Source organism: Actinomadura syzygii, assembly GCF_008085905.1.
Classification (GTDB): domain Bacteria; phylum Actinomycetota; class Actinomycetes; order Streptosporangiales; family Streptosporangiaceae; genus Spirillospora; species Spirillospora syzygii.
In genome coordinates, this window is record NZ_VSFF01000003.1 from 307,484 (window position 1) to 324,998 (window position 17,515).

General features: G+C 76.9%; 19 protein-coding genes. 4 read left to right on the forward strand and 15 right to left on the reverse strand.

Translation table 11 applies throughout. The annotated features are described in order from the left end of the window. Positions 1-27: 27 nt before the first annotated feature. Positions 28-606, reverse strand: coding sequence for a TetR/AcrR family transcriptional regulator (locus tag FXF65_RS08575; RefSeq protein ID WP_148349173.1), 579 nt, complete (start codon positions 604-606; stop codon positions 28-30). Positions 607-807: 201 nt separating this feature from the next. Here FXF65_RS08575 and FXF65_RS08580 point away from each other — a divergent pair, with 201 nt between their 5' ends. After that, positions 808-1,035: an alpha/beta fold hydrolase gene (locus tag FXF65_RS08580; protein ID WP_148349174.1), complete on the forward strand. Its 228-nt coding sequence runs from the start codon at positions 808-810 to the stop codon at positions 1,033-1,035. 23 nt (positions 1,036-1,058) lie between these two features. Here FXF65_RS08580 and FXF65_RS08585 read toward each other — a convergent pair whose 3' ends face one another. From FXF65_RS08585 to FXF65_RS08605, 5 genes are all read right to left on the reverse strand, one after another. Then, positions 1,059-1,682, reverse strand: a complete 624-nt coding sequence (locus FXF65_RS08585) for an IMPACT family protein (protein WP_148349475.1) — start codon at positions 1,680-1,682, stop codon at positions 1,059-1,061. A gap of 27 nt (positions 1,683-1,709) precedes the next feature. Then, positions 1,710-2,489, reverse strand: a complete 780-nt coding sequence (locus FXF65_RS08590) for an HAD-IIA family hydrolase (RefSeq protein WP_148349175.1) — start codon at positions 2,487-2,489, stop codon at positions 1,710-1,712. A 191-nt stretch (positions 2,490-2,680) separates the two neighbouring features. After that, complete coding sequence (locus tag FXF65_RS08595; RefSeq protein ID WP_148349176.1) at positions 2,681-3,256, reverse strand: TerD family protein; 576 nt, start codon at positions 3,254-3,256, stop codon at positions 2,681-2,683. Positions 3,257-3,461: 205 nt separating this feature from the next. Continuing rightward, entirely contained in the window at positions 3,462-5,279 is a 1,818-nt protein-coding gene (locus tag FXF65_RS45820; RefSeq protein ID WP_148349177.1) for an acyl-CoA dehydrogenase, read from the reverse strand. Continuing rightward, a complete protein-coding gene (locus FXF65_RS08605; protein WP_148349178.1) occupies positions 5,276-6,385 on the reverse strand; it encodes an acyltransferase domain-containing protein in 1,110 nt (369 codons plus the stop codon). Before FXF65_RS08605 ends, FXF65_RS45820 begins: the two co-directional genes overlap by 4 nt. Before the next feature lie 153 nt (positions 6,386-6,538). On the opposite strand from FXF65_RS08605, the gene FXF65_RS08610 reads away from it, so the two are divergent. Then, positions 6,539-7,639, forward strand: a complete 1,101-nt coding sequence (locus FXF65_RS08610; RefSeq protein ID WP_246198432.1) for a 3-oxoacyl-ACP synthase III family protein — start codon at positions 6,539-6,541, stop codon at positions 7,637-7,639. A gap of 58 nt (positions 7,640-7,697) precedes the next feature. Further along, complete coding sequence (locus tag FXF65_RS08615; protein ID WP_187412178.1) at positions 7,698-8,675, forward strand: SgcJ/EcaC family oxidoreductase; 978 nt, start codon at positions 7,698-7,700, stop codon at positions 8,673-8,675. A gap of 78 nt (positions 8,676-8,753) precedes the next feature. On the opposite strand, the gene FXF65_RS08620 is transcribed toward FXF65_RS08615, so the two are convergent. The 9 genes from FXF65_RS08620 to FXF65_RS08660 all read right to left on the reverse strand — a co-directional run bounded on the left by FXF65_RS08620 (position 8,754) and on the right by FXF65_RS08660 (position 16,500). After that, positions 8,754-9,203, reverse strand: coding sequence for a DoxX family protein (locus FXF65_RS08620; RefSeq protein ID WP_148349180.1), 450 nt, complete (start codon positions 9,201-9,203; stop codon positions 8,754-8,756). A gap of 125 nt (positions 9,204-9,328) precedes the next feature. Next, positions 9,329-10,690 (reverse strand): hypothetical protein, encoded by a 1,362-nt coding sequence (locus FXF65_RS08625; RefSeq protein ID WP_148349181.1) that lies wholly within the window; start codon positions 10,688-10,690, stop codon positions 9,329-9,331. Further along, on the reverse strand, positions 10,687-11,115 hold the full coding sequence (locus tag FXF65_RS08630; RefSeq protein WP_222868441.1) for a hypothetical protein: 429 nt from the start codon (positions 11,113-11,115) through the stop codon (positions 10,687-10,689). The genes FXF65_RS08625 and FXF65_RS08630 overlap by 4 nt, the downstream gene beginning before the upstream one ends. Continuing rightward, on the reverse strand, positions 11,112-12,272 hold the full coding sequence (locus tag FXF65_RS08635) for a molybdopterin-dependent oxidoreductase (RefSeq protein WP_246198433.1): 1,161 nt from the start codon (positions 12,270-12,272) through the stop codon (positions 11,112-11,114). The genes FXF65_RS08630 and FXF65_RS08635 overlap by 4 nt, the downstream gene beginning before the upstream one ends. After that, entirely contained in the window at positions 12,248-12,865 is a 618-nt protein-coding gene (locus FXF65_RS08640; RefSeq protein WP_148349184.1) for a class I SAM-dependent methyltransferase, read from the reverse strand. The genes FXF65_RS08635 and FXF65_RS08640 overlap by 25 nt, the downstream gene beginning before the upstream one ends. Further along, positions 12,862-13,560, reverse strand: a complete 699-nt coding sequence (locus FXF65_RS08645; protein ID WP_222868442.1) for a TIGR04282 family arsenosugar biosynthesis glycosyltransferase — start codon at positions 13,558-13,560, stop codon at positions 12,862-12,864. Before FXF65_RS08645 ends, FXF65_RS08640 begins: the two co-directional genes overlap by 4 nt. Continuing rightward, the gene (locus FXF65_RS08650; protein WP_222868443.1) at positions 13,557-14,237 is read right to left on the reverse strand and encodes a glycosyltransferase family 2 protein; all 681 of its coding nucleotides are present in this window, start codon (positions 14,235-14,237) and stop codon (positions 13,557-13,559) included. Before FXF65_RS08650 ends, FXF65_RS08645 begins: the two co-directional genes overlap by 4 nt. Next, positions 14,234-15,340 (reverse strand): NAD-dependent epimerase/dehydratase family protein, encoded by a 1,107-nt coding sequence (locus FXF65_RS08655; RefSeq protein ID WP_148349185.1) that lies wholly within the window; start codon positions 15,338-15,340, stop codon positions 14,234-14,236. The genes FXF65_RS08650 and FXF65_RS08655 overlap by 4 nt, the downstream gene beginning before the upstream one ends. A 101-nt stretch (positions 15,341-15,441) precedes the next feature. Next, the gene (locus FXF65_RS08660; protein ID WP_222868444.1) at positions 15,442-16,500 is read right to left on the reverse strand and encodes an aminotransferase class V-fold PLP-dependent enzyme; all 1,059 of its coding nucleotides are present in this window, start codon (positions 16,498-16,500) and stop codon (positions 15,442-15,444) included. Positions 16,501-16,585: 85 nt separating this feature from the next. Here FXF65_RS08660 and FXF65_RS08665 point away from each other — a divergent pair, with 85 nt between their 5' ends. Then, positions 16,586-17,503 carry a LysR family transcriptional regulator gene (locus FXF65_RS08665; protein WP_148349187.1) on the forward strand — a complete coding sequence of 306 codons (918 nt, stop codon included), beginning with the start codon at positions 16,586-16,588 and terminating at the stop codon, positions 17,501-17,503. Positions 17,504-17,515: the final 12 nt, after the last annotated feature.

The window sequence follows — 17,515 nt, forward strand, 5'->3', positions numbered from 1 at the left end:
CACGGGCAGGTCGGCTCGCAGGGCGTGTCAGCGGGGGCCTGGCGGCTTAGGGGCGAGCGCGCCCGACAGGAACAGCGACGTCACCGACGCGCTCGCCTCCTCCACTTCGAGGCGCCGTCCGACCACCCGTGACACCACGCCCTCCAGCAGACTGAAGTACAGCTCGGCGAGGGTGTGGAGGGGGATGTCGGCGCGGAACGCGCCCGACCGGGCGCCGCGCTCGAACACCGCGTGCAGCGGCGCCGCGAGCCGCCGCTCGACCCGCCGCGCCTCCGCCGGTGTCCGGCCGAACAGCCCGGCCGTCCGGTAGCGGGCGGCCACGGCGATGGTCGCGCCGGTCATCCGGGCGACGGCGTCCGCGATCGGGACGGTGTCCAGCCGCGCGTCGGCGAGCCGTCCGGACAGGTCGGCCAGCGCCGCCTCGGACAGGGCGCACAGCAGCGCGTCCCGGGTCGGGAAGTAGCGGTCCAGGGTGTCGCGGGGCACTCCGGCGGCGTGGGCGACGTCGGTCATGCTCGCCGGGCCGTCCCGCTCGGCCAGCACCGCCGCCGCGGCGTCGAGGATCCCCGCCCGGACCTGGTCGCGGAGGATGAAACTGCTGGTCATCGCCGGGTGATGCTACACGACCCCCACCCCGTCCGACGTGCCGTTCGAGGGAAGGCGCGGCGTGTCGGACGCGACGGGTCGCGCGGGTGTTCCGCGGGCGCCGCGCGCCGGAACCTGGGAAGGACACCCTCATGGACATCGTGAAATCCGCGGACGGCACCCGCATCGCCTACGACCGGCGCGGGCGCGGCGACACCCCGGATGGGCGACTCGGGCGGCGGCGGCGCCGTCCCCGAAGAGATGCTGCGCGAGGTCGCCGTCCCGGTGCTGGTCCTGGACGGCGGTGACAGCCCGGCGTGGATGCGCGACATCGCCGCCCGCACCGCCGAGCTCCTGCCCGCCGGGACGCACCGTACCCTGCCCGGCCAGACCCACGACGTCGCACCGGACGCGCTCGCGCCCGTCCTGTCCGAATTCCTCACCACCTGACCCCCGACCCGGGCCGGGATCGGTCAGGTGACGGGGACCTCGATGTGGCCGGGCGCGCCGCGCCGCACCCGCGCGCGTCCGGCCGTGACCCGCGCCGCCCACGCCTCGAACTCGTCGAGGTCGGCCGCCGGGACCGCCACGTCCGCCTCCACGCCCGCGCCGTAGCGGACGTCGCCGGGCTGCGGGCCGCGGGCGTGCAGGTCGGTGAGGAACCGTCCCGCCAGGGCGTGGTCGACGGACACCGTGACCGTCACCACCGGGCGCAGTTCCACCACGCCGACAGCGTCTACCGCGTCGCCGACCGCCTGGGCGTAGGCGCGGGCCAGGCCGCCCGCGCCGAGCTTCACCCCGCCGAAGTACCGGGTGACGACCGCGGCCGTCCCGGTCAGGCCGCGGCGGACCAGCACCTCCAGCATCGGGACGCCCGCCGTCCCCGCGGGCTCCCCGTCGTCGCTGCTGCGAGTGATCTCGCCGTGCTCCCCGACGACGTAGGCGGTGCAGTTGTGGGTCGCGTCGCGGTGCGCGCGGCGGTGCCCGGCGATGAACGCCGCCGCGTCCGCCTCCTCCGCGACGCGGGCGAGCGTGCACACGAACCGGGACCTGCGGACCTCCAGTTCCCGCGTCCCGCCGTCCCGGATCATCCGCATCGCCGCCGCCACGGGCCCCGTCCCCGGTCAGACCAGGTCGTGCAGGTCCGCGATCGACGGGACGACCCGGTGCGGCCGGAACGGGAACCGGGGGATCTCCTCCTCGCGGGTCACGCCCGTCAGGACCAGGATCGTCTCCAGCCCGGCCTCGACGCCGGCGACGATGTCGGTGTCCATCCGGTCGCCGACCATCGCGGTCCGCTCGCTGTGCCCGCCGATCATGTTGAGCGCCGTCCGCATCATCAGCGGGTTCGGCTTCCCGACGAAGTACGGCTCCACCCCGGTCGCCCGGGTGATCATCGCGGCGACCGCGCCGCACGCCGGGAGGGATCCCTCGGGGGACGGGCCGATCGGGTCGGGGTTGGTCGCGACGAACCGGGCGCCGCCCTCGATCAGCCGGATCGCCCGCGTGATCTGGGAGAAGCTGTAGGTGCGGGTCTCGCCGAGCACCACGTAGTCGGGGTCGATGTCGGTCAGCACGAAGTCCGACTCGTGCAGCGCCGTCGTCAGCCCCGCCTCCCCGATCACGTAGGCGGATCCGGCGGGGCGCTGGTCGGCGAGGAACTTCGCGGTCGCCAGCGCCGACGTCCAGATCGACTCGGCCGGCACCCGCAAGCCCGCGGCCGCGAGCCGCGCCGACAGGTCCCGCCGCGTGTAGATCGAGTTGTTGGTCAAGACCAGGAACGGTTTGCCCGACGTCGACAGCCGCCGGACGAACTCCTGCGCCCCGGGGACGGGACGGCCCTCGTGGACCAGGACCCCGTCCATGTCCGACAGCCAGTAGTCGATCGGCCCGCGCTCGCTCATGCCCCCATTGTCGCAGGCGAAGATCGTCCCCCGGCCATCCCGGGCCGCCCCTTGGGCGAACGAGGGGCGTCCCGGAACCGGCCCTCGCGGGCCCGCTCCGAGACGCCCCTTCCGCGCCGTGCAGCCGGCGCTCAACGCAGCGCGCTCCCCCCGCACGCTCGAGCCCCCCGGCTCAGACGTCGGGAGCTGGGTCAGACGTTCACCCCGAAGTCGGACGCGATGCCCGACAGGCCCGAGGCGTACCCCTGGCCGACCGCGCGGAACTTCCACTCCGCGCCGCTGCGGTACAGCTCGCCGAACACCATCGCGGTCTCGGTCGAGGCGTCCTCCGACAGGTCGTAGCGCGCGATCTCGCTGTTGTCGGCCTGGTTCACCACCCGGATGAACGCGTTGCGGACCTGGCCGAAGTTCTGCTGCCGGCCGTCGGCGTCGTAGATCGACACCGGGAACACGATCTTGGTGATCTCGGCGGGGACGCCGGCGAGGTTCACCTTGATCTGCTCGTCGTCGCCCTCGCCCTCGCCGGTGAGGTTGTCGCCGGTGTGCTCGACCGACCCGTCGGGGCTCTTGAGGTTGTTGAAGAACACGAAGTGCTGGTCCGACAGGACCTTGTTCTCGGCCGAGCACAGCAGCGCGCTGGCGTCGAGGTCGAAGTCGGTCCCGGTCGTGGTCCGGACGTCCCAGCCGAGGCCGACCACGACGGCGGTCAGTCCCGGAGCCTCCTTGGTCAGCGAGACGTTGCCGCCCTTGCTCAGACTGACTCCCACTGTGTCTACCTCCGTATCGGCCCGTGCGGGTCCCGTGTGCCCGCAACGTGTTCGTCTGTCTTACGAGAACGGTAGCCATCTCCCGCCGGTTCCCCCGCGTCCTTGGCAAAGTCGCGGCGTGGCGTGCGGATACGCCCGTCGGCGGGCCCTGCGACGGACCCGCCGACGGGCCCCGGGAACGGAGAGGAGGGACGGGCGGGCCGGGTCAGGGGGCGGTGAGGAACGCGGATGGGGCGGTGACCGCCGCGGGCAGCTCGAACGCGGCGGCCAGTTCCCCGGCGTGCGGGGCCAGTTCGTCGCAGACCCGCCGCCGCGCCGCCCACAGCCGGTCCAGGACGCCGGGCGGCGCGGCGCCCTCGTTGAGGAGGTCGGCGGCGCGGCGCTCCAGCAGGTTCAGCGCGTGCAGGCCCAGCACCCGCCGCAGCAGCGGCCGCGCGTCCGGGGCCGCCGCCGCGGGCGCGGCGGCGAGGATCTCCAGGACCAGCCGGTCCGCGCACGCCCCGGCCGTCCGCGCCGCGAGGACGAGGTTGCCGTTCCACGCGGTGAACGCGTCGGCGCCGGAGCGGCGGGCCGCCGCGACCCGGTCGGCGAGCCGGTCGCGCATCCGCCGCTCGGCCTCCCCCGCCAGCGCAAGCCACGTCTCCGGCGCGTCCAGGTCGGCGTCGGGGGCGACGTCGCGGGCCTCGGGCGGGACGTAGCGGTCCAGGTCGGCCATCGCCCGCGCCGTGTCGTAGAGGATCAGTTCGTTGTCGCCGCCCGCGTTGGTGTAGGCGTGGGTCAGGCCCCGGTAGGAGTTGAGGCGCTCCACGGCCGCGAAGCCCGGCGCGCCGCTGTGCACCCGGCACGCCGACACCGTCTCCTGCGCCTGCGTGGTCGCCGCCGCCTTCAGCAGCGCCAGGTCCCGGTCGACCGCCGACCACGGCGCCCACGCCGTCTCCGGCCCGCCCGCGCCGCTTGCGGGGGTGGGGCGGGGCGCGGTGGCGTGCGCGGCGACGGCGGTCAGCGCGTACCCGGCGGCCAGCGCGCCGAGCACCGCCTCGCGCTGGTTGTTGTAGTCGGTCAGCGGGCGGCGCGGGGCGAGCCGCCCGAGGGTGGTCCGGCCCGCCGAGTGCGCCAGCAGCGTCCCGGCCGCCGCGCGCGTGACCGCCGCCGACGCCGACACCACGGCCCGCCACACCCGCGGCGCGATGCCCATCGAGCGGGTCAGCCGCGCCGCCGCCGTGCCCTCGGGGTCGTGGAACTCCCCGGCGGCGTCGATGGCGGCGCCGTCGCGCAGCCACGCCCCGTAGGGGACGCGGACGTCCTCCAGCAGGACGGCGGCGTAGTCGACGGGCAGGCCGGTGGTGTCGGGCGCGGGCACCACCCGGACGCCGGGCGGGACCGCGCCGTCGCCTCCGCGCAGCGGCACCGCGAACACGAACACCCCCCGCTCGGCCCCGCCGTGGACGAGCGTGGCGTACACGGCGGCGGTCTTCGGGACATCCGGGTGCGCGGTGTTGGTGGGGAACTTCGCGGCCCGCGCGTCCGGGGTGGTGAGGACGAACCCGCCGCCGTCCGGGTCGTGCCGGGCCAGGGTGCGCGGCGACAGGTGGCTGTTGCTGCGCCCCACCTCGGTCATCAGCAGCGTCCCGAACGCGGCCATCGACTCCAGTTCGCCGCGGATCCGCCGCGTCTCGGGCTCGTCGGCGCCGAACCGCAGCACCGGGCCGAGCGCGAGGGTGTAGTGCAGCAGCATCACGTGGAACAGCGCGGGGTCGGCGACCGCGGCGCGGTCCAGCAGCGCGCACAGCGCGGGCGGGTCGGCCAGCAGGTCGGCGGCGGGCGGCGCGGCGAGCCCGGCGCGGCGCAGCCGCTCGTAGGTGAGGGCCTGCCGGGCGCGCGGCGTCAGCCCGTCGGGGACGGTGAAGAACTCCTCGGGGACCGCGTCCGCGAGCCGCGCGCGGGTCTTGGCGTCCACGGACGCGCCGCGCACGAACCCGGCCAGACCACCACCACCGCCGCCACCGCCACTGCCGCCGCTCATCGTCGTCCACCGCCCTCGCCCGCGAGTCCGGACACCGCGTCCCGCGCGGCGCCGGGGCCCGGGTCGGGGGGTGGTTTCGGTGTCACGGGCGGGACGCCGCCCGCCGTGACGGCGGGGGCGGCCTTGCCGGTGACGCCGGGCCGGGGACGGTCCCGCAGCGGCGTCAGCGTCCGCGCGCCGGGGACGCACAGCCGGGCGCACTGGCACAGCGCGGCGCCCGCGCCCGCCTCGGCGAACACCGTCGCGCCCGCCGCGTGGACGGCGCGCAGCGCGTCCGGCAGCCGCACCGGCTCGACGATGCAGTCGGCCAGCGCGCGGTGCAGGTCGTCGTCGTCGCGGTAGGCGCGGCCGCGGACCGGGGAGTGCACCGCGACCTCCAGGGGGCGCTGCGGGAACGGGCGGATCATGGCGTACCACTCGTCGTCGGCGCCCGCCAGCGCGGGATGGTGCGACAGGTAGGGCACGGCGAGCCGCACCGCGCCGACGCCGCGGCCGCGGGCCGCGGCGAGGACGGCGTCCAGGGGCCCGTCCGGGCCGGACACCACCGTCGCCGACGGGGCGTTCAGGCACGCGACGACCACGCCCGGTTCCCCGGCGGCGGTGATGCAGGCGCGGGCGTCGTCCTCGTCCGCCTCCAGCAGTCCCATGCCGCCGCCCCGGCCGCGCCGGGCCAGGACGTCGACGGCCGACACCGCCATCCGGGCGCCGTCGGCGACGGTGAACGCGCCCGCGCACACCAGCGCGGCGATCTCGCCGAAGCTCTGCCCGACGGCGAAGGCGGGGTGGACGCCGTGCGCGCGCAGCGCCCGGTCGACGGCGACGGCGACGGCGTAGGAGGCGAGCTGCGCGACGCCGGGGGCGCGGGCGGCGGGACGGTAGGCGGCGGGGTCGTCCAGCAGGATCGTGCGCAGGGACGGCCACCCGGCGGGCGGCAGTCCCTCCTGGACGGCGTCCAGGACGTCGGCGACGGCGCGGGCGGCGCCGGGCCCGGTCCGGGCGAGCGCCGGCAGGTCGGGCGCGCCCGCCGAGCCGGTGCCGGCGAACAGGAAGGCGCAGGTGTCGTCGGGCTTGAGCTCCTCGGCCGGGCGGAATTCGGAGGACGGCACGCGGGGGTCTCCTTACCTGAAAGGAAGGCACTCTTTTCTATTCGGATAAAGGCCGCTTAACACATAGTTATGGAACGAAAACCCTGAAATGGGATTATTCACTCATGGGATCGGGCTGACAACCGTCAGTGCGGCACGAAGGGTGGCGGGCAGATGAACGCACACATGACCGGACACGGCGGCGGACGCGCGGAACGGCGGTCGGGCCGGCCGGGCCCGCTCCCCCGGCCCCGTCCGGACCAGCACCTCCCCTTCGGCGGGCCGTCGTGGGCGATCCGCGCGACCGGGTCCTACCTACCCGGCGACGGCGTCCCGAGCGCAGAAGTGTCCCGCTCCCTCGGACTGGACCCCGGATGGATCGAGTCCCGCACCGGGATCCGCCGCCGGCACGTCGCCGCGCCCGCCGAGGCCGCCTCCGACCTCGCGGCCGCCGCCGCGGACCGCGCCCTGCGCGCCGCCGGGCTGCGCGCCGCCGACGTCGGGCTGATCGTCCTCGGCACGTCCACGCCCGACGTGATCGCGCCGTCCACCGCCTGCCGCGTGCAGGCCATGCTCGGCGCGCGCCGGGCCGCCGCGTTCGACATCTCCGCCGCCTGCACCGGGTTCGTGTTCGGGCTGCAGACCGCCGTCGGGTGGCTGGCCACCCAGCGCGGCTCGGCCCCGTACGCGCTGGTCGTCGGCGTCGAGGTGTACTCGCGGTTCCTCAACCGCGCCGACCGCGCCACCGCCGCGCTGTTCGGGGACGGCGCCGCCGCCGCGGTCGTCGGGCCCGTCCCCCCGCCCTACGGGTTCGGGCCGATCACGCTCGGGTCGGACGGCTCGGGCGCCGACGACGTCCTCATCCCGGCGGGCGGCAGCCGCGCCCCCGCCAGCGCCGACACCCTCGCCGGGCTCGGCCACACCATCCACATGGACGGGCGCGCCGTCCGCGACTTCATCACCGGGATCTTCCCCCGGCTGGTCGGCGACGCCGCCGACGCGGCCGGGCTCAAGCCCGCCGACCTTGACCTGGTCGTCCCGCACCAGCCCAACCCGCGGCTGGTCGCCTCCCTCGCCGGCGCCGCCGGCCTGGACCCGGGCCGGCTCGCCATCGTCGGGCAGGACGTCGGCAACATCGGCGCGGCGAGCATCCCCTACGCCCTGGACCGCGCCGTCCGCGACGACCGGATCGGGCCCGGCGACCTGGTCCTGCTCGCCGGGTTCGGCGCGGGCCTGACCTGGGGACACACCCTCATCACCTGGCCCCCGAACTGACCCCTCCGGGCTGTACATGCCTTGAAAGGCATATGCGTGGCGGGTTATGTTCGTGGCCATGACCACCCACGACCCGGACACCGGCGCCCCCTACGGCGCCGCCGCCCGCCGGGACGGCCGCGCCCTGCTGCGCCTGGAGCGCCGCCTGCGGCACCCGCCCGAGCGGGTCTGGCGCGCCCTCACCGACCCCGCCGAACTGTCGGCCTGGCTCGCCGACGCCGCCCTGGAACCCGCCGCGGGCGGCGGGTTCGAGCTGCGCTGGCTCAACGCGGGCGACGCCGAGCCCGCCGTCGCCCGCGGCACCGTCACCGCCTTCGACCCGCCGCGCCTGCTCGAACTGGACTCCGACCTGCACGGCGTCCTGCGCTGGGAGCTCACCCCCGTCCCCGAGGGGACGCACCTGGTGTTCACCAGCGAGGTCGAGGTCCCCGAGGAGTTCGTCACCCGGACCCTGGCCGGATGGCACCTCCACCTGGACTACCTCGACGACGCGCTCGGCGGCGCCCGCGTCGACTGGGCGAACTGGACCACCGCCCGCTGGCGCGTCCACCACGACCGGTACGCGGCGCTGCTCGGCGACCTGGACGCCGTCCGCGACCTGTACCGGCGGATCCTGGACGGCTGGAACGCCCGCGACGGCCGCGCCTTCGCCGAGCCGTTCCACGACGACGGCGAGACCGTCGGGTTCGACGGCACCGTGCACTCGGGCCGCGAGCGGATCGCCGAACAGCTCGACCGGATCTTCGCCGACCACGCCACCGCCCGGTACGTCGCCGAGGTCCGCGACGTCCGGGTCGTCGGCCCGGGCGCCGCCGTGCTGCGCGCCGTCGCGGGCATGGTGCCGCCCGGCGCCGCCGACATCGACCCCGCCGTCAACTGCGTGCAGACCCTCACCGCGTCCAAGCTCATGGGACGGTGGCGCGTCGCGCTGTTTCAGAACACGCCTGCCGCGTATCACGGGCGTCCCGAGGAGTCGGCCGCGCTCACCGCCGAACTCCGCGCCGTCCTGCGCGGGGACGGCACACCCGGCGCTTGACCGGAATGCCTGAACGGCGGACGGCCCGGCTGCCCCACCGGGGCCCCGGGCCGTCCGCCGTTCGGGTTCGGACGCTCGTCAGCGCTTGAGGGAGCGCAGGACCGCGCGGGACTCGGCGCGGCGGTCCCAGGCGATCGCCGCGAACACCGCCGCGTACGCGGCGGGCAGCAGCGCCCACGCCGGCTCCAGCACCAGCACCTGGGTGAGGACGGCGCCGCCCATCAGCCCGATCAGCCCGGCCGCGGCCAGCCCCGCCAGCCGCGGGACCACCAGTCCGATGGCGCCCGCCGCCTCGACCGCGCCGGTCACGTACCGGAACCACTGGCCCCAGCCGATCTCGTCGAACGTCTTCACCGCGTCGACCTGACCGGCGAACTTCGGCAGCGCCGAGGCGAAGAACAGGAACGCGGCCAGCAGGATCTGCGCGCCCCACAGCACCTTGCGCAGCACGCGCCGCTCCCCGGCGGCGGTCTCGGGGACGGTGGGGAGGGCGGACGCGGTGTGAGTGGTGGCGGTGTGGGCGGTCATGGCGGTGGTCCTTCCGTGCGGGGTGTCTCATCTGCCTTTCACCGATGCGTCGCACGGCCCGCGCCCGGATCGACATCCCCCCGGATTTTTTCTTCAAAGTTTTTCGCGGGCCGTCGAGGGCGCGGTCACCAGGGCGACAGGACCAGCGCCTGGACGGTCAGCGCCGTCGCCGCCTGCGCCGCCAGCCACCCCCGCCGGCGGTGCCCCGGTGGGGCGGCGACGAGCAGCCACGCGGCGAACGGCACCCAGATCCGCTCGACCTCGCCCTTGGTGACGCCGGACGCGTCCAGGACGAGCACCCCCAGCAGCGCCGCCCCCGCCAGGGCGCAGGCGCCCGGGAGCGCCGTCCGGGAGCGGGCGGCGCGCCAGAGCGCCGCCGCCGTCCGGGGCAGGGCGTGCGCGACCGCCGGGCCCGTGAGCAGCCCCAGCACCGCCAGGTTCCCGAACGCGAAGTAGGCGTAGGAGCGCTGCGCCGACCCGCGGCTGACCAGGTAGGTGTCCAGGGTCGCGCGGACGCCGTCCGGCCACCAGAACCCCAGCGCCGTGAACGCCGCCGGGACCACCGCCGACCCGACCGCCGCCGCGACCAGCGCACGCACCGGGGGACGCCGCAGCAGGACCACCGCCGCCGGGACCGCGAACAGCGGCAGCAGCCCGTAACTCAGATACGGCACGCACCCCAGCAGCAACCCGCCCGCGGCGGCGGCAATGACCGGGCGCGCCGACCGCACCGACATCGCCAGCAGGGCGGTGCCCCAGGCGGCCACGGCCAGGAAGAACGCGTCCATCGCCGTCGCCACCCACACCGCCAGCGGGGCCAGGGCCAGGAACGGGACCGCCGACCGTGCCGCCGCCTCCCCCGCCACGCACCGCACCGTCACCGCGATCGCCGCGACCGCCGACGTGCCCGCCGCGACGATCAGCGCCGCCGCCCAGGCCGTCCCGCCGAGCCCGGCGCGCTCAAGCGCCCACAGCGCCAGCGTCGGCAGCGGCGGATGCCCCCGCACGTGCGTGGTGTAGCCGCCGAGCCGGTCGGTGAACGTCGCGATCCAGTCCAGGGGGTCCGGGCGGACCTGCGCCAGGCCCGCCGGGTACTCGGTCGGCGCGTCCAGGGGGCGGGCGAGGGCTGCCGGGCCGTCGGCGGCGGCGAGCGCGACCGTCCACGCCGCGCACGACGCCCACGCCGCGAGCAGCAGGACCCGCCACGGCAGCCGCGCCGCCAGCGCCGGGAGCGCCGCGACCAGCGCGGCGGCGACCGCGACGGCGGGCAGCACCGGCCAGGTCAGGGGGTGCCCGCGCAGGCGGGCGTGCAGCGGGGGCAAGGCGTCCTCGGTGGCCAGCCCGGCGCGGCGCAGCTGCCAGCCGACGGCGAACGCGGCCGCGATCCCCGCCGCCCACACCGCCGCTGCGACCCACCCGGCCCGGCCCGCCCGCCGCGCCTCCCCTTCTCCTCCGGTGGCCTCGCGCCGGACGCGGGTGACCGTCATCGCGTCCGCCTCCTCCGCCGTGCGACCCCGCGGACCGCGACCGACGTCACGGCCACCGCCGCCACGAAGGCGAGGACGATCGCGAAGTTGCGGTCGTAGGGCAGCGGCAGCCGGGACGGCTCGTCCGCCCGCCGCCCCTCGCCGAGGACCATCGGCAGCGCCACCACCGTCACGCAGCCCGCGATCACCAGCGCCGCCCGCACGGCCCCCCGGTAGGCGGCCGGGACGAACCCGGTCAGCACCCCCGCGACGAGCACCAGCGGGACCAGGACCCCGTCGTGCAACACCGCCGCCCCCGCGAACCACGGCGCCCATCCCCCGACCCCGACGTTCGCGACGATCCCGTACACGCCCCACCCGATCAGCGCCGCCCCCGCCAGGCTCACCGCACCCCTCACCACCGTGCCCGCCGCCGGACGGTTCACGTGACCACCACCCGGTACAGCCATTTGGTCTGCATCACGCCGGGCCGGTTCGGTGCGATCAGGCGGCAGGGGTAGCCGTGGTCCAGGGCGAGCGGTTCGCCGTTGACCTCCAGGGCGAGGAGGGTGAGCGGGTCGCGCCAGTGGTCGGGCGCGACGTCGGAGGTGCGGTAGATCCCCCAGGTCTCCAGCGACTCCACCCGCACCCGCGCGTCGGCGGGGGCGCCCGCCAGGGCCAGCACGTCCCGGAGCCGGACGCCGCGCCAGTCGGCCTCCGCGCTCCACCCCTCCACGCACGCGATCGGGAGCCGCGCGGAGCGCTGCGGGAGGGCGCGCAGGTCGTCCATGGACAGCGCGACCTCGCGGCGGACGCGGCCGGTCACCGTCAGCCGCCATCCCGGGTCGCGGGCCGCCGCGACCACGCCCGCGTACGCCGCGGACTTGTTCACCGGCAGCCGCTGCGGCCCGACGCCGGGACGGCGCGGCGCGAGCACCGCAAGCCGCGCCAGCGGCGTGAACGTCTGCCCCACGGTCGTCGCCGCGATCAGCCCGGACGCCCCGGCGGCGGTGAGCAGGAACCTGCGGCGGCCGACCGCGTCGCGGGGGCGGGTCATGACGGTGCGGCGCGTCCGGTCCCACTCGTCGGCGATGTGGATCAGCAGCGCGCCGAACACGATGTAGGCGGTCCAGTAGTGCGCGGTGGTGAAGAAGAACGGGAACGCGTACCAGTACGCGATGTTCAGCACGCCGGTGACGAGCTGGAACACCGAGCCCGCGACCAGCGCGAACACCGCCGCGCGCCGCGCCGCGTGCGCCGCCGACCGGATCGGCGGCCACTGCCACAGCCGCGGGTAGACCGTCCACAGCTTGGCCAGCAGCAGCGGTACCGTCGCCAGCCCGCCGATCACGTGCACGCCCTGCGTGACCCGGTACAGGTTCACCGGACGCGACGGCCACGCCATCCAGCCCTGCGGGTGCTGCATGAAGTGCGACACCAGCCCGGTCGCGAACGCCGAGGTGAAGCTGATCCCGAGCGCGATCCCCAGCCACGCCGCGATCCGCTCGTCGTGCAGGGGGCTGGTGAACCGTCCCGCGACCGTCCGCGGGTCGGCGGGTCCGAGCCTGCTCGGCCCGTTCAGCGGCGCAGCGCGACGAACCACCGGTCCGCCTCCTCCCATACCTCCGTGACCGACGCCGCGCACCCGGCGGCGAGCCCGGTGACGGCGTCGGCCGACACCCGCGCCCACGCGAACCACTCCCCGACCGCGCGTTCCGACCGCAGCCGCAGCGGCTCCACCCGCGACCCCGCGCCGGGCGGCTCCACCTCCGCCAGGACCAGTCCGCCGGGCGCGAGCAGCGCCAGGACGCGGCGCAGCAGCGCGGCCGGGTCGCCGCCGATGCCGATGTTGCCGTCGGCGAGCAGCGCCGTCCGCCACCGCCCGGCGCCGGGGACGCGGCCGAACACGTCCCGGCACAGCGCCGGGGCGCCCGCCGCGACCGTCAACGCGACCGCGGCCGGGGCCAGGTCGATGCCCAGCACCGGGACGCCGCGCCTGGCCAGCGCCACCGTCAGCCGTCCGGGGCCGGAGCCGACGTCCAGGGTGGGGCCCGCGCAGCGGGCCAGGAGCCCGCCGTCGCCGGGGCGCGGGCCCAGCCAGTCCCGCACCGGCAGCGGGCGGCGCCGCCCGTCGGCGTGCTCGATCTCCACCGGGACGCGGTCGCGCAGCGCGTCCTCGTACAGTTCGCCGATCACGCCGACACGACCCCCTCACGCTCGGCCCGCGCCGCGCGCAGGGCGCGGACGGCGGCGGCGAACCGGGTCGCGGGCGCCAGTTCGGCGACCGCGTCGGCGTCGGCCGGGACGTCGACGTCGGTCAGCTCCGGCAGCAGACCCACCGCGAGCCCGGCGCCGTGCAGCCGCGCGAGCTGCGCCGCGCCGGTGCGAGGGGTCGACATCGGGACGCCGCGCAGCAGCCGCGCGTCCGGGCGGCGCAGCCCGAGCAGCCAGAACCCGCCGTCGGACGCCGGGCCGAGCACCGCGTCCCGCCGGGCCAGCCCGCGGCCCGCCTCGGCGAGGAGCGCGGGGGTGACCTGCGGGGTGTCCATCCCGATCAGTACGAGCGGACGTCCGGCGTAGGCGTCGTCGAACGCGGCGGCGAGCCGCTCGTCCAGCCCGCCGCCGCGCTGCGCGACGACCGCGACTCCGTCCGGCAGCCACGGTCCCGGCGTCCCGGACAGGGCCAGAGTGCGGCGCCCGGCCGGGGCTGCGGTGACCGCGGCGAGCGTGTCGCGCAGCGCCGCCTCCGCCAGTCCCGCCGCCTCGCCCGGGGTGTAGCGGGACGACAGTCGGGTCTTCACCCGGCCCGGCGCCGGCTCCTTGGCGATCACCACCAGATCCACCACCGGATCCACCGCCGGGACGGCGGGTGCGGCGGGTTCGGGCGTCATGGCGCGGCCTCCGCCAGGACGCGGCGCATGTCGCGAACGGCGCGGACCGTCCCGCCGAGCGTCCCGGTGACCTTCGACGTCCCGGTCCGCGGGCGGTAGGGGACGTCGACCTCGCCGATCCGCCAGCCCGCGGCGGCGGCGCGCAGCACCGCCTCCAGCGGATAGCCGAACCGGCGGTCGGAAAGTCCGAGCGACAGCAGCGCGGCGCGGCGGGCGGCGCGCATCGGCCCGAGGTCGCGCAGCCGCGTCCCGGCGCGCCGGTTCAGCGACCGGGCCAGCACGGCGTTGCCGAGCCGGGCGTGCGGCGGCCACGCGCCCCGCCCCACCGGCCGCCGCCGCCCCAGCACCAGGCCGGGGACGCCGCCCGACTGGAGCGCCGTCAGCGCGGCGGTCAGGCGGGGCAGGTCGGCGGGGTCGAGCGAGGCGTCGGCGTCCATCACGCACACCACGTCGCTGGACGCGGCGAGCAGGCCCGCGTGGCACGCCGCGCCGAACCCGCGGACCGGCGCCGCGACCACCCGCGCGCCGTGCGCCTCGGCGACGTCCGCCGACCCGTCGGTGGAGCCGTTGTCGACCACCAGCGGGCGGAACCCGTCCGGCATCCGGGCCAGCACCCACGGCAGCGCCTCGGCCTCGTCCAGGCACGGGAGGATCACGTCGATCGCGTCGCCGGTCACCGCGTCGCCGCCTTCGGCGCCCCGGCCTCAACCGCAGCGGTGGTGGGGGCGGGTGGGCGCGCGAACTCGGCCATCCCGTCGGCGAACGACACCGACGCCGCGAACCCCAGCTCGCGGCGGGCCCGGTCGGGGCGCGCGACGATGTGCCGGACGTCGCCGAGCCGGTAGTCGCCGGTGACGCGCGGCGCCGGGCCCCCGGACGCGGCGGCCAGCGCCGCCGCCAGGTCCCCGACCGTGCGGGGCTCGCCGCTGGCGACGTTGTAGGCGCGCAGCCCGCCCGGCTCCGGCGGCCGCTCCCCCGCGACCCGCTCGCCCGCGACCCGCTCCAGAGCCAGCACGTTCGCGCGGGCGACGTCGCGGACGTGCACGAAGTCGCGGCGCTGCCCCCCGTCCTCGAACACCAGCGGCGCGCGGCCGTCCGCCAGCCGCGACCGGAAGATCGCCGCGACCCCTGCGTAGGGGGTGCCGCGCGGCATCCGCGGCCCGTACACGTTGTGGTAGCGCAGCGCGGCGACGGTCCCGCCGGTCGTCCGCGCCCACGACGCCGCGAGGTTCTCCTGCGCGAGCTTGGTGTCGGCGTAGGCGTTGCGCGGCGCGGGCGCCGCGTCCTCCCCGACCGCGCCCGGGTCGAGGGGGCGGCCGCACTCGGGGCAGGCGGGCTCGAACCGCCCGGCCCGCAGCGCCTCCTCCGGCCGCGGCCCGGGGTGCACGCTCCCGTGCCGCCCGCACGTGTAGGCACCCTCCCCGTACACCACCATCGACGACGCCAGGACCAGCGCGCCGACCCCGGCGCGGGCCATCTCCGCGAGCAGCACCGCGGTGCCCTGCACGTTCACGGACGTGTAGGCGGGCATGTCGGACACGTCCACGCCGAGGCCGACCTTGGCGGCCTGGTGGCAGACGGCGTCCACGCCGCGCAGCAGCCGCGCGACGGCGTCGGCGTCCCGCACGTCCGCGACCTCCCCGTCGACCATCCCGCCGTCGCCTGTGCCGGGGGCGGTGGGGTGCAGGTCCAGGCCGCGGACGCGGTGCCCGGCGGCGGTCAGCGCCTCGGCCGCGTGCGAGCCGACGAACCCCGCCGACCCGGTGAGCAGTACGTTCATGCCGACGAACGTAGGCCGCGCGGACCGCCCGCACCGCCGGGAACCGCCCCGTCACGGCGCCTTGTACGAACCTTGTAAGAACTTCGGCCGACGCCCGAACCTCACCCCGCCCCGCCCGCGCCGGCCGCGAGGAGGAGGGCGGCGGCCTTGTCGACGTCGGCCTCGGTGGTGGTGAGGTGGAACGCGCAGCGCAGCCGTCCCGCCCGGACCGAGGCGACCACGCCGCCCGCGCGCAGCGTCTCGGCCGTCCCGTCCGGGACGGTCACCGCAACGATCGCCGAGTCGCCCGGCGGGAGCCCGAGCGCGGCGCTGAACCGGCGCGCCAGTCCCACGTCGTGGGCGTGGATCGCCTCGACCCCGACGCGTTCCAGCAGTTCCAGGGCGGGGGCGTGCCCGGCCCAGCACTGCCACGCCGGGGACAGGTCCAGGCGCCGCGCGTCCGGGGCCAGGCGCACCGGCAGCCCGTACACCGAGTCCCAGACGTCGGCGCCCGCGTACCAGCCGGCGCCGATGGCGGGCAGCGCGTCCAGCGCGTCGGGGACGCCGGTGAGGAAGCAGGTGCCGCGCGGTCCGAGCAGCCACTTGTACCCGCCGCACACCAGCCAGTCGACGTCGGCGGCGGGCAGCGGCAGCCACCCGGCGGCCTGGGTGGCGTCCAGCAGGATCCGCGCGCCGTGCACGCGCGCGGCGGCGACCAGGTCGGCCATCGGGGCGACGCGCCCGTCGGCGGACTGCACCGCCGACACCGCGACGACGTCGACGCCGTCCACGTGCTCGGCGATCCGCTCCAAGGGCACCGACCGGACGGTCAGGCCGGGGCGGGCGGCGAACGGCCACAGCAGCGAGGTGAAGTCCCCGTCGGCGACCAGGACGCTCGACCCGGCGGGCAGCGACGCCGCGACCAGCCCGACGAAGTAGGACACCTGCGGCCCGCACGCCACCCGCGCGGCGGGCACGCCGAGCAGCCGCGCGAACGCCTCCCTGGACCGGGTGACGGCCTCGTCCAGCGCGCCGGGCGCGAGGAGCCCGGCGGCGCGGTCCCGCTCGGCGGCGAGCATCGCCTCGTGCGCCGCGCGCGGCGGCAGCCCGTAGGCGGCAGTGTTCAGGTAGGCGACCCCGGCGCGGAACTCGCGGCGCGCGTCCTCGATCGAAAGGCTCATGCCGTCGATCGTCGGCCACACCCCACCCATAGGACAAAGTAAGATCTTCTGGGCGATCCATCAGTGTGGTTGATACCTTGCGGGGATGCTGGACCTGCACCGGGGCCGGATCCTGCGGGAGGTGGCCCGGCTCGGCTCGATGACCGCCGCCGCGAAATCCCTCGCCTACACCCAGCCCGCCGTGTCGCACCACGTCGCGCGGCTGGAGGCCGAGGTCGGCACGCCGCTGGTGGTGCGGCACGGCCGCGGCGTCCGCCTCACCGAGGCCGGGCGGATCCTGGTCGAGCACGTCGAGGACGTCCTCGCCCGCATGGACGACGCCGAGGAGCGCATCGCCGCGATCGCCGGGCTCCGCGCCGGCCGCGTCCGCGTCGCGGTGTTCCCCACCGCCGCCGGGGCGCTGCTGCCCGACGCGATCGCCGGGCTGCGCGCCCGCGCGCCCGGCGTGTCGGTCACACTGGTGGACGCCGAGCCCGCCGAGGCGATGTCGCTGCTGCGCGCCGGGGACACCGACGTCGCCGTCGTGTTCCGCTACGCCCACATGCCGCCCGACACCGACGCCCGGTTCCGCGAGGTCGCGCTGTGCGACGACCCGCTGCGCCTCCTCGTCCCCACCGGGCACCCCGCCGCCGGGGCCGGGTTCGCCGGGTTGGACGGCCTGGCCGGGGAGACGTGGGCGTCGGGGTGCGCGCGGTGCCGCGACCATCTGCGGTGGGCGTGCGCGCGGGCCGGGTTCGTGCCCGACATCGCCTACGCCACCGAGGACCACGTCGCGATCCAGCGGCTCGTCGCGCGGGGCCTGGCCGTCACGACGCTGCCGGCGCTGGCGCTCGCGCTGCACGCCGAGCCGGGCGTCACCGCCGCCGACGTCCCCGGCGTCGGCCGCCGGAGCATCGCCGCGGTCGTCCCGGCGGGCCCGCGGCCGCCCGCGGTCGCCGCCCTCCTGGACGAACTGACCGCGGCCGCACGCCGCCTGGACCAGCCCGCTGAGGCAGGCGGCTGAGACGGGCCGCTG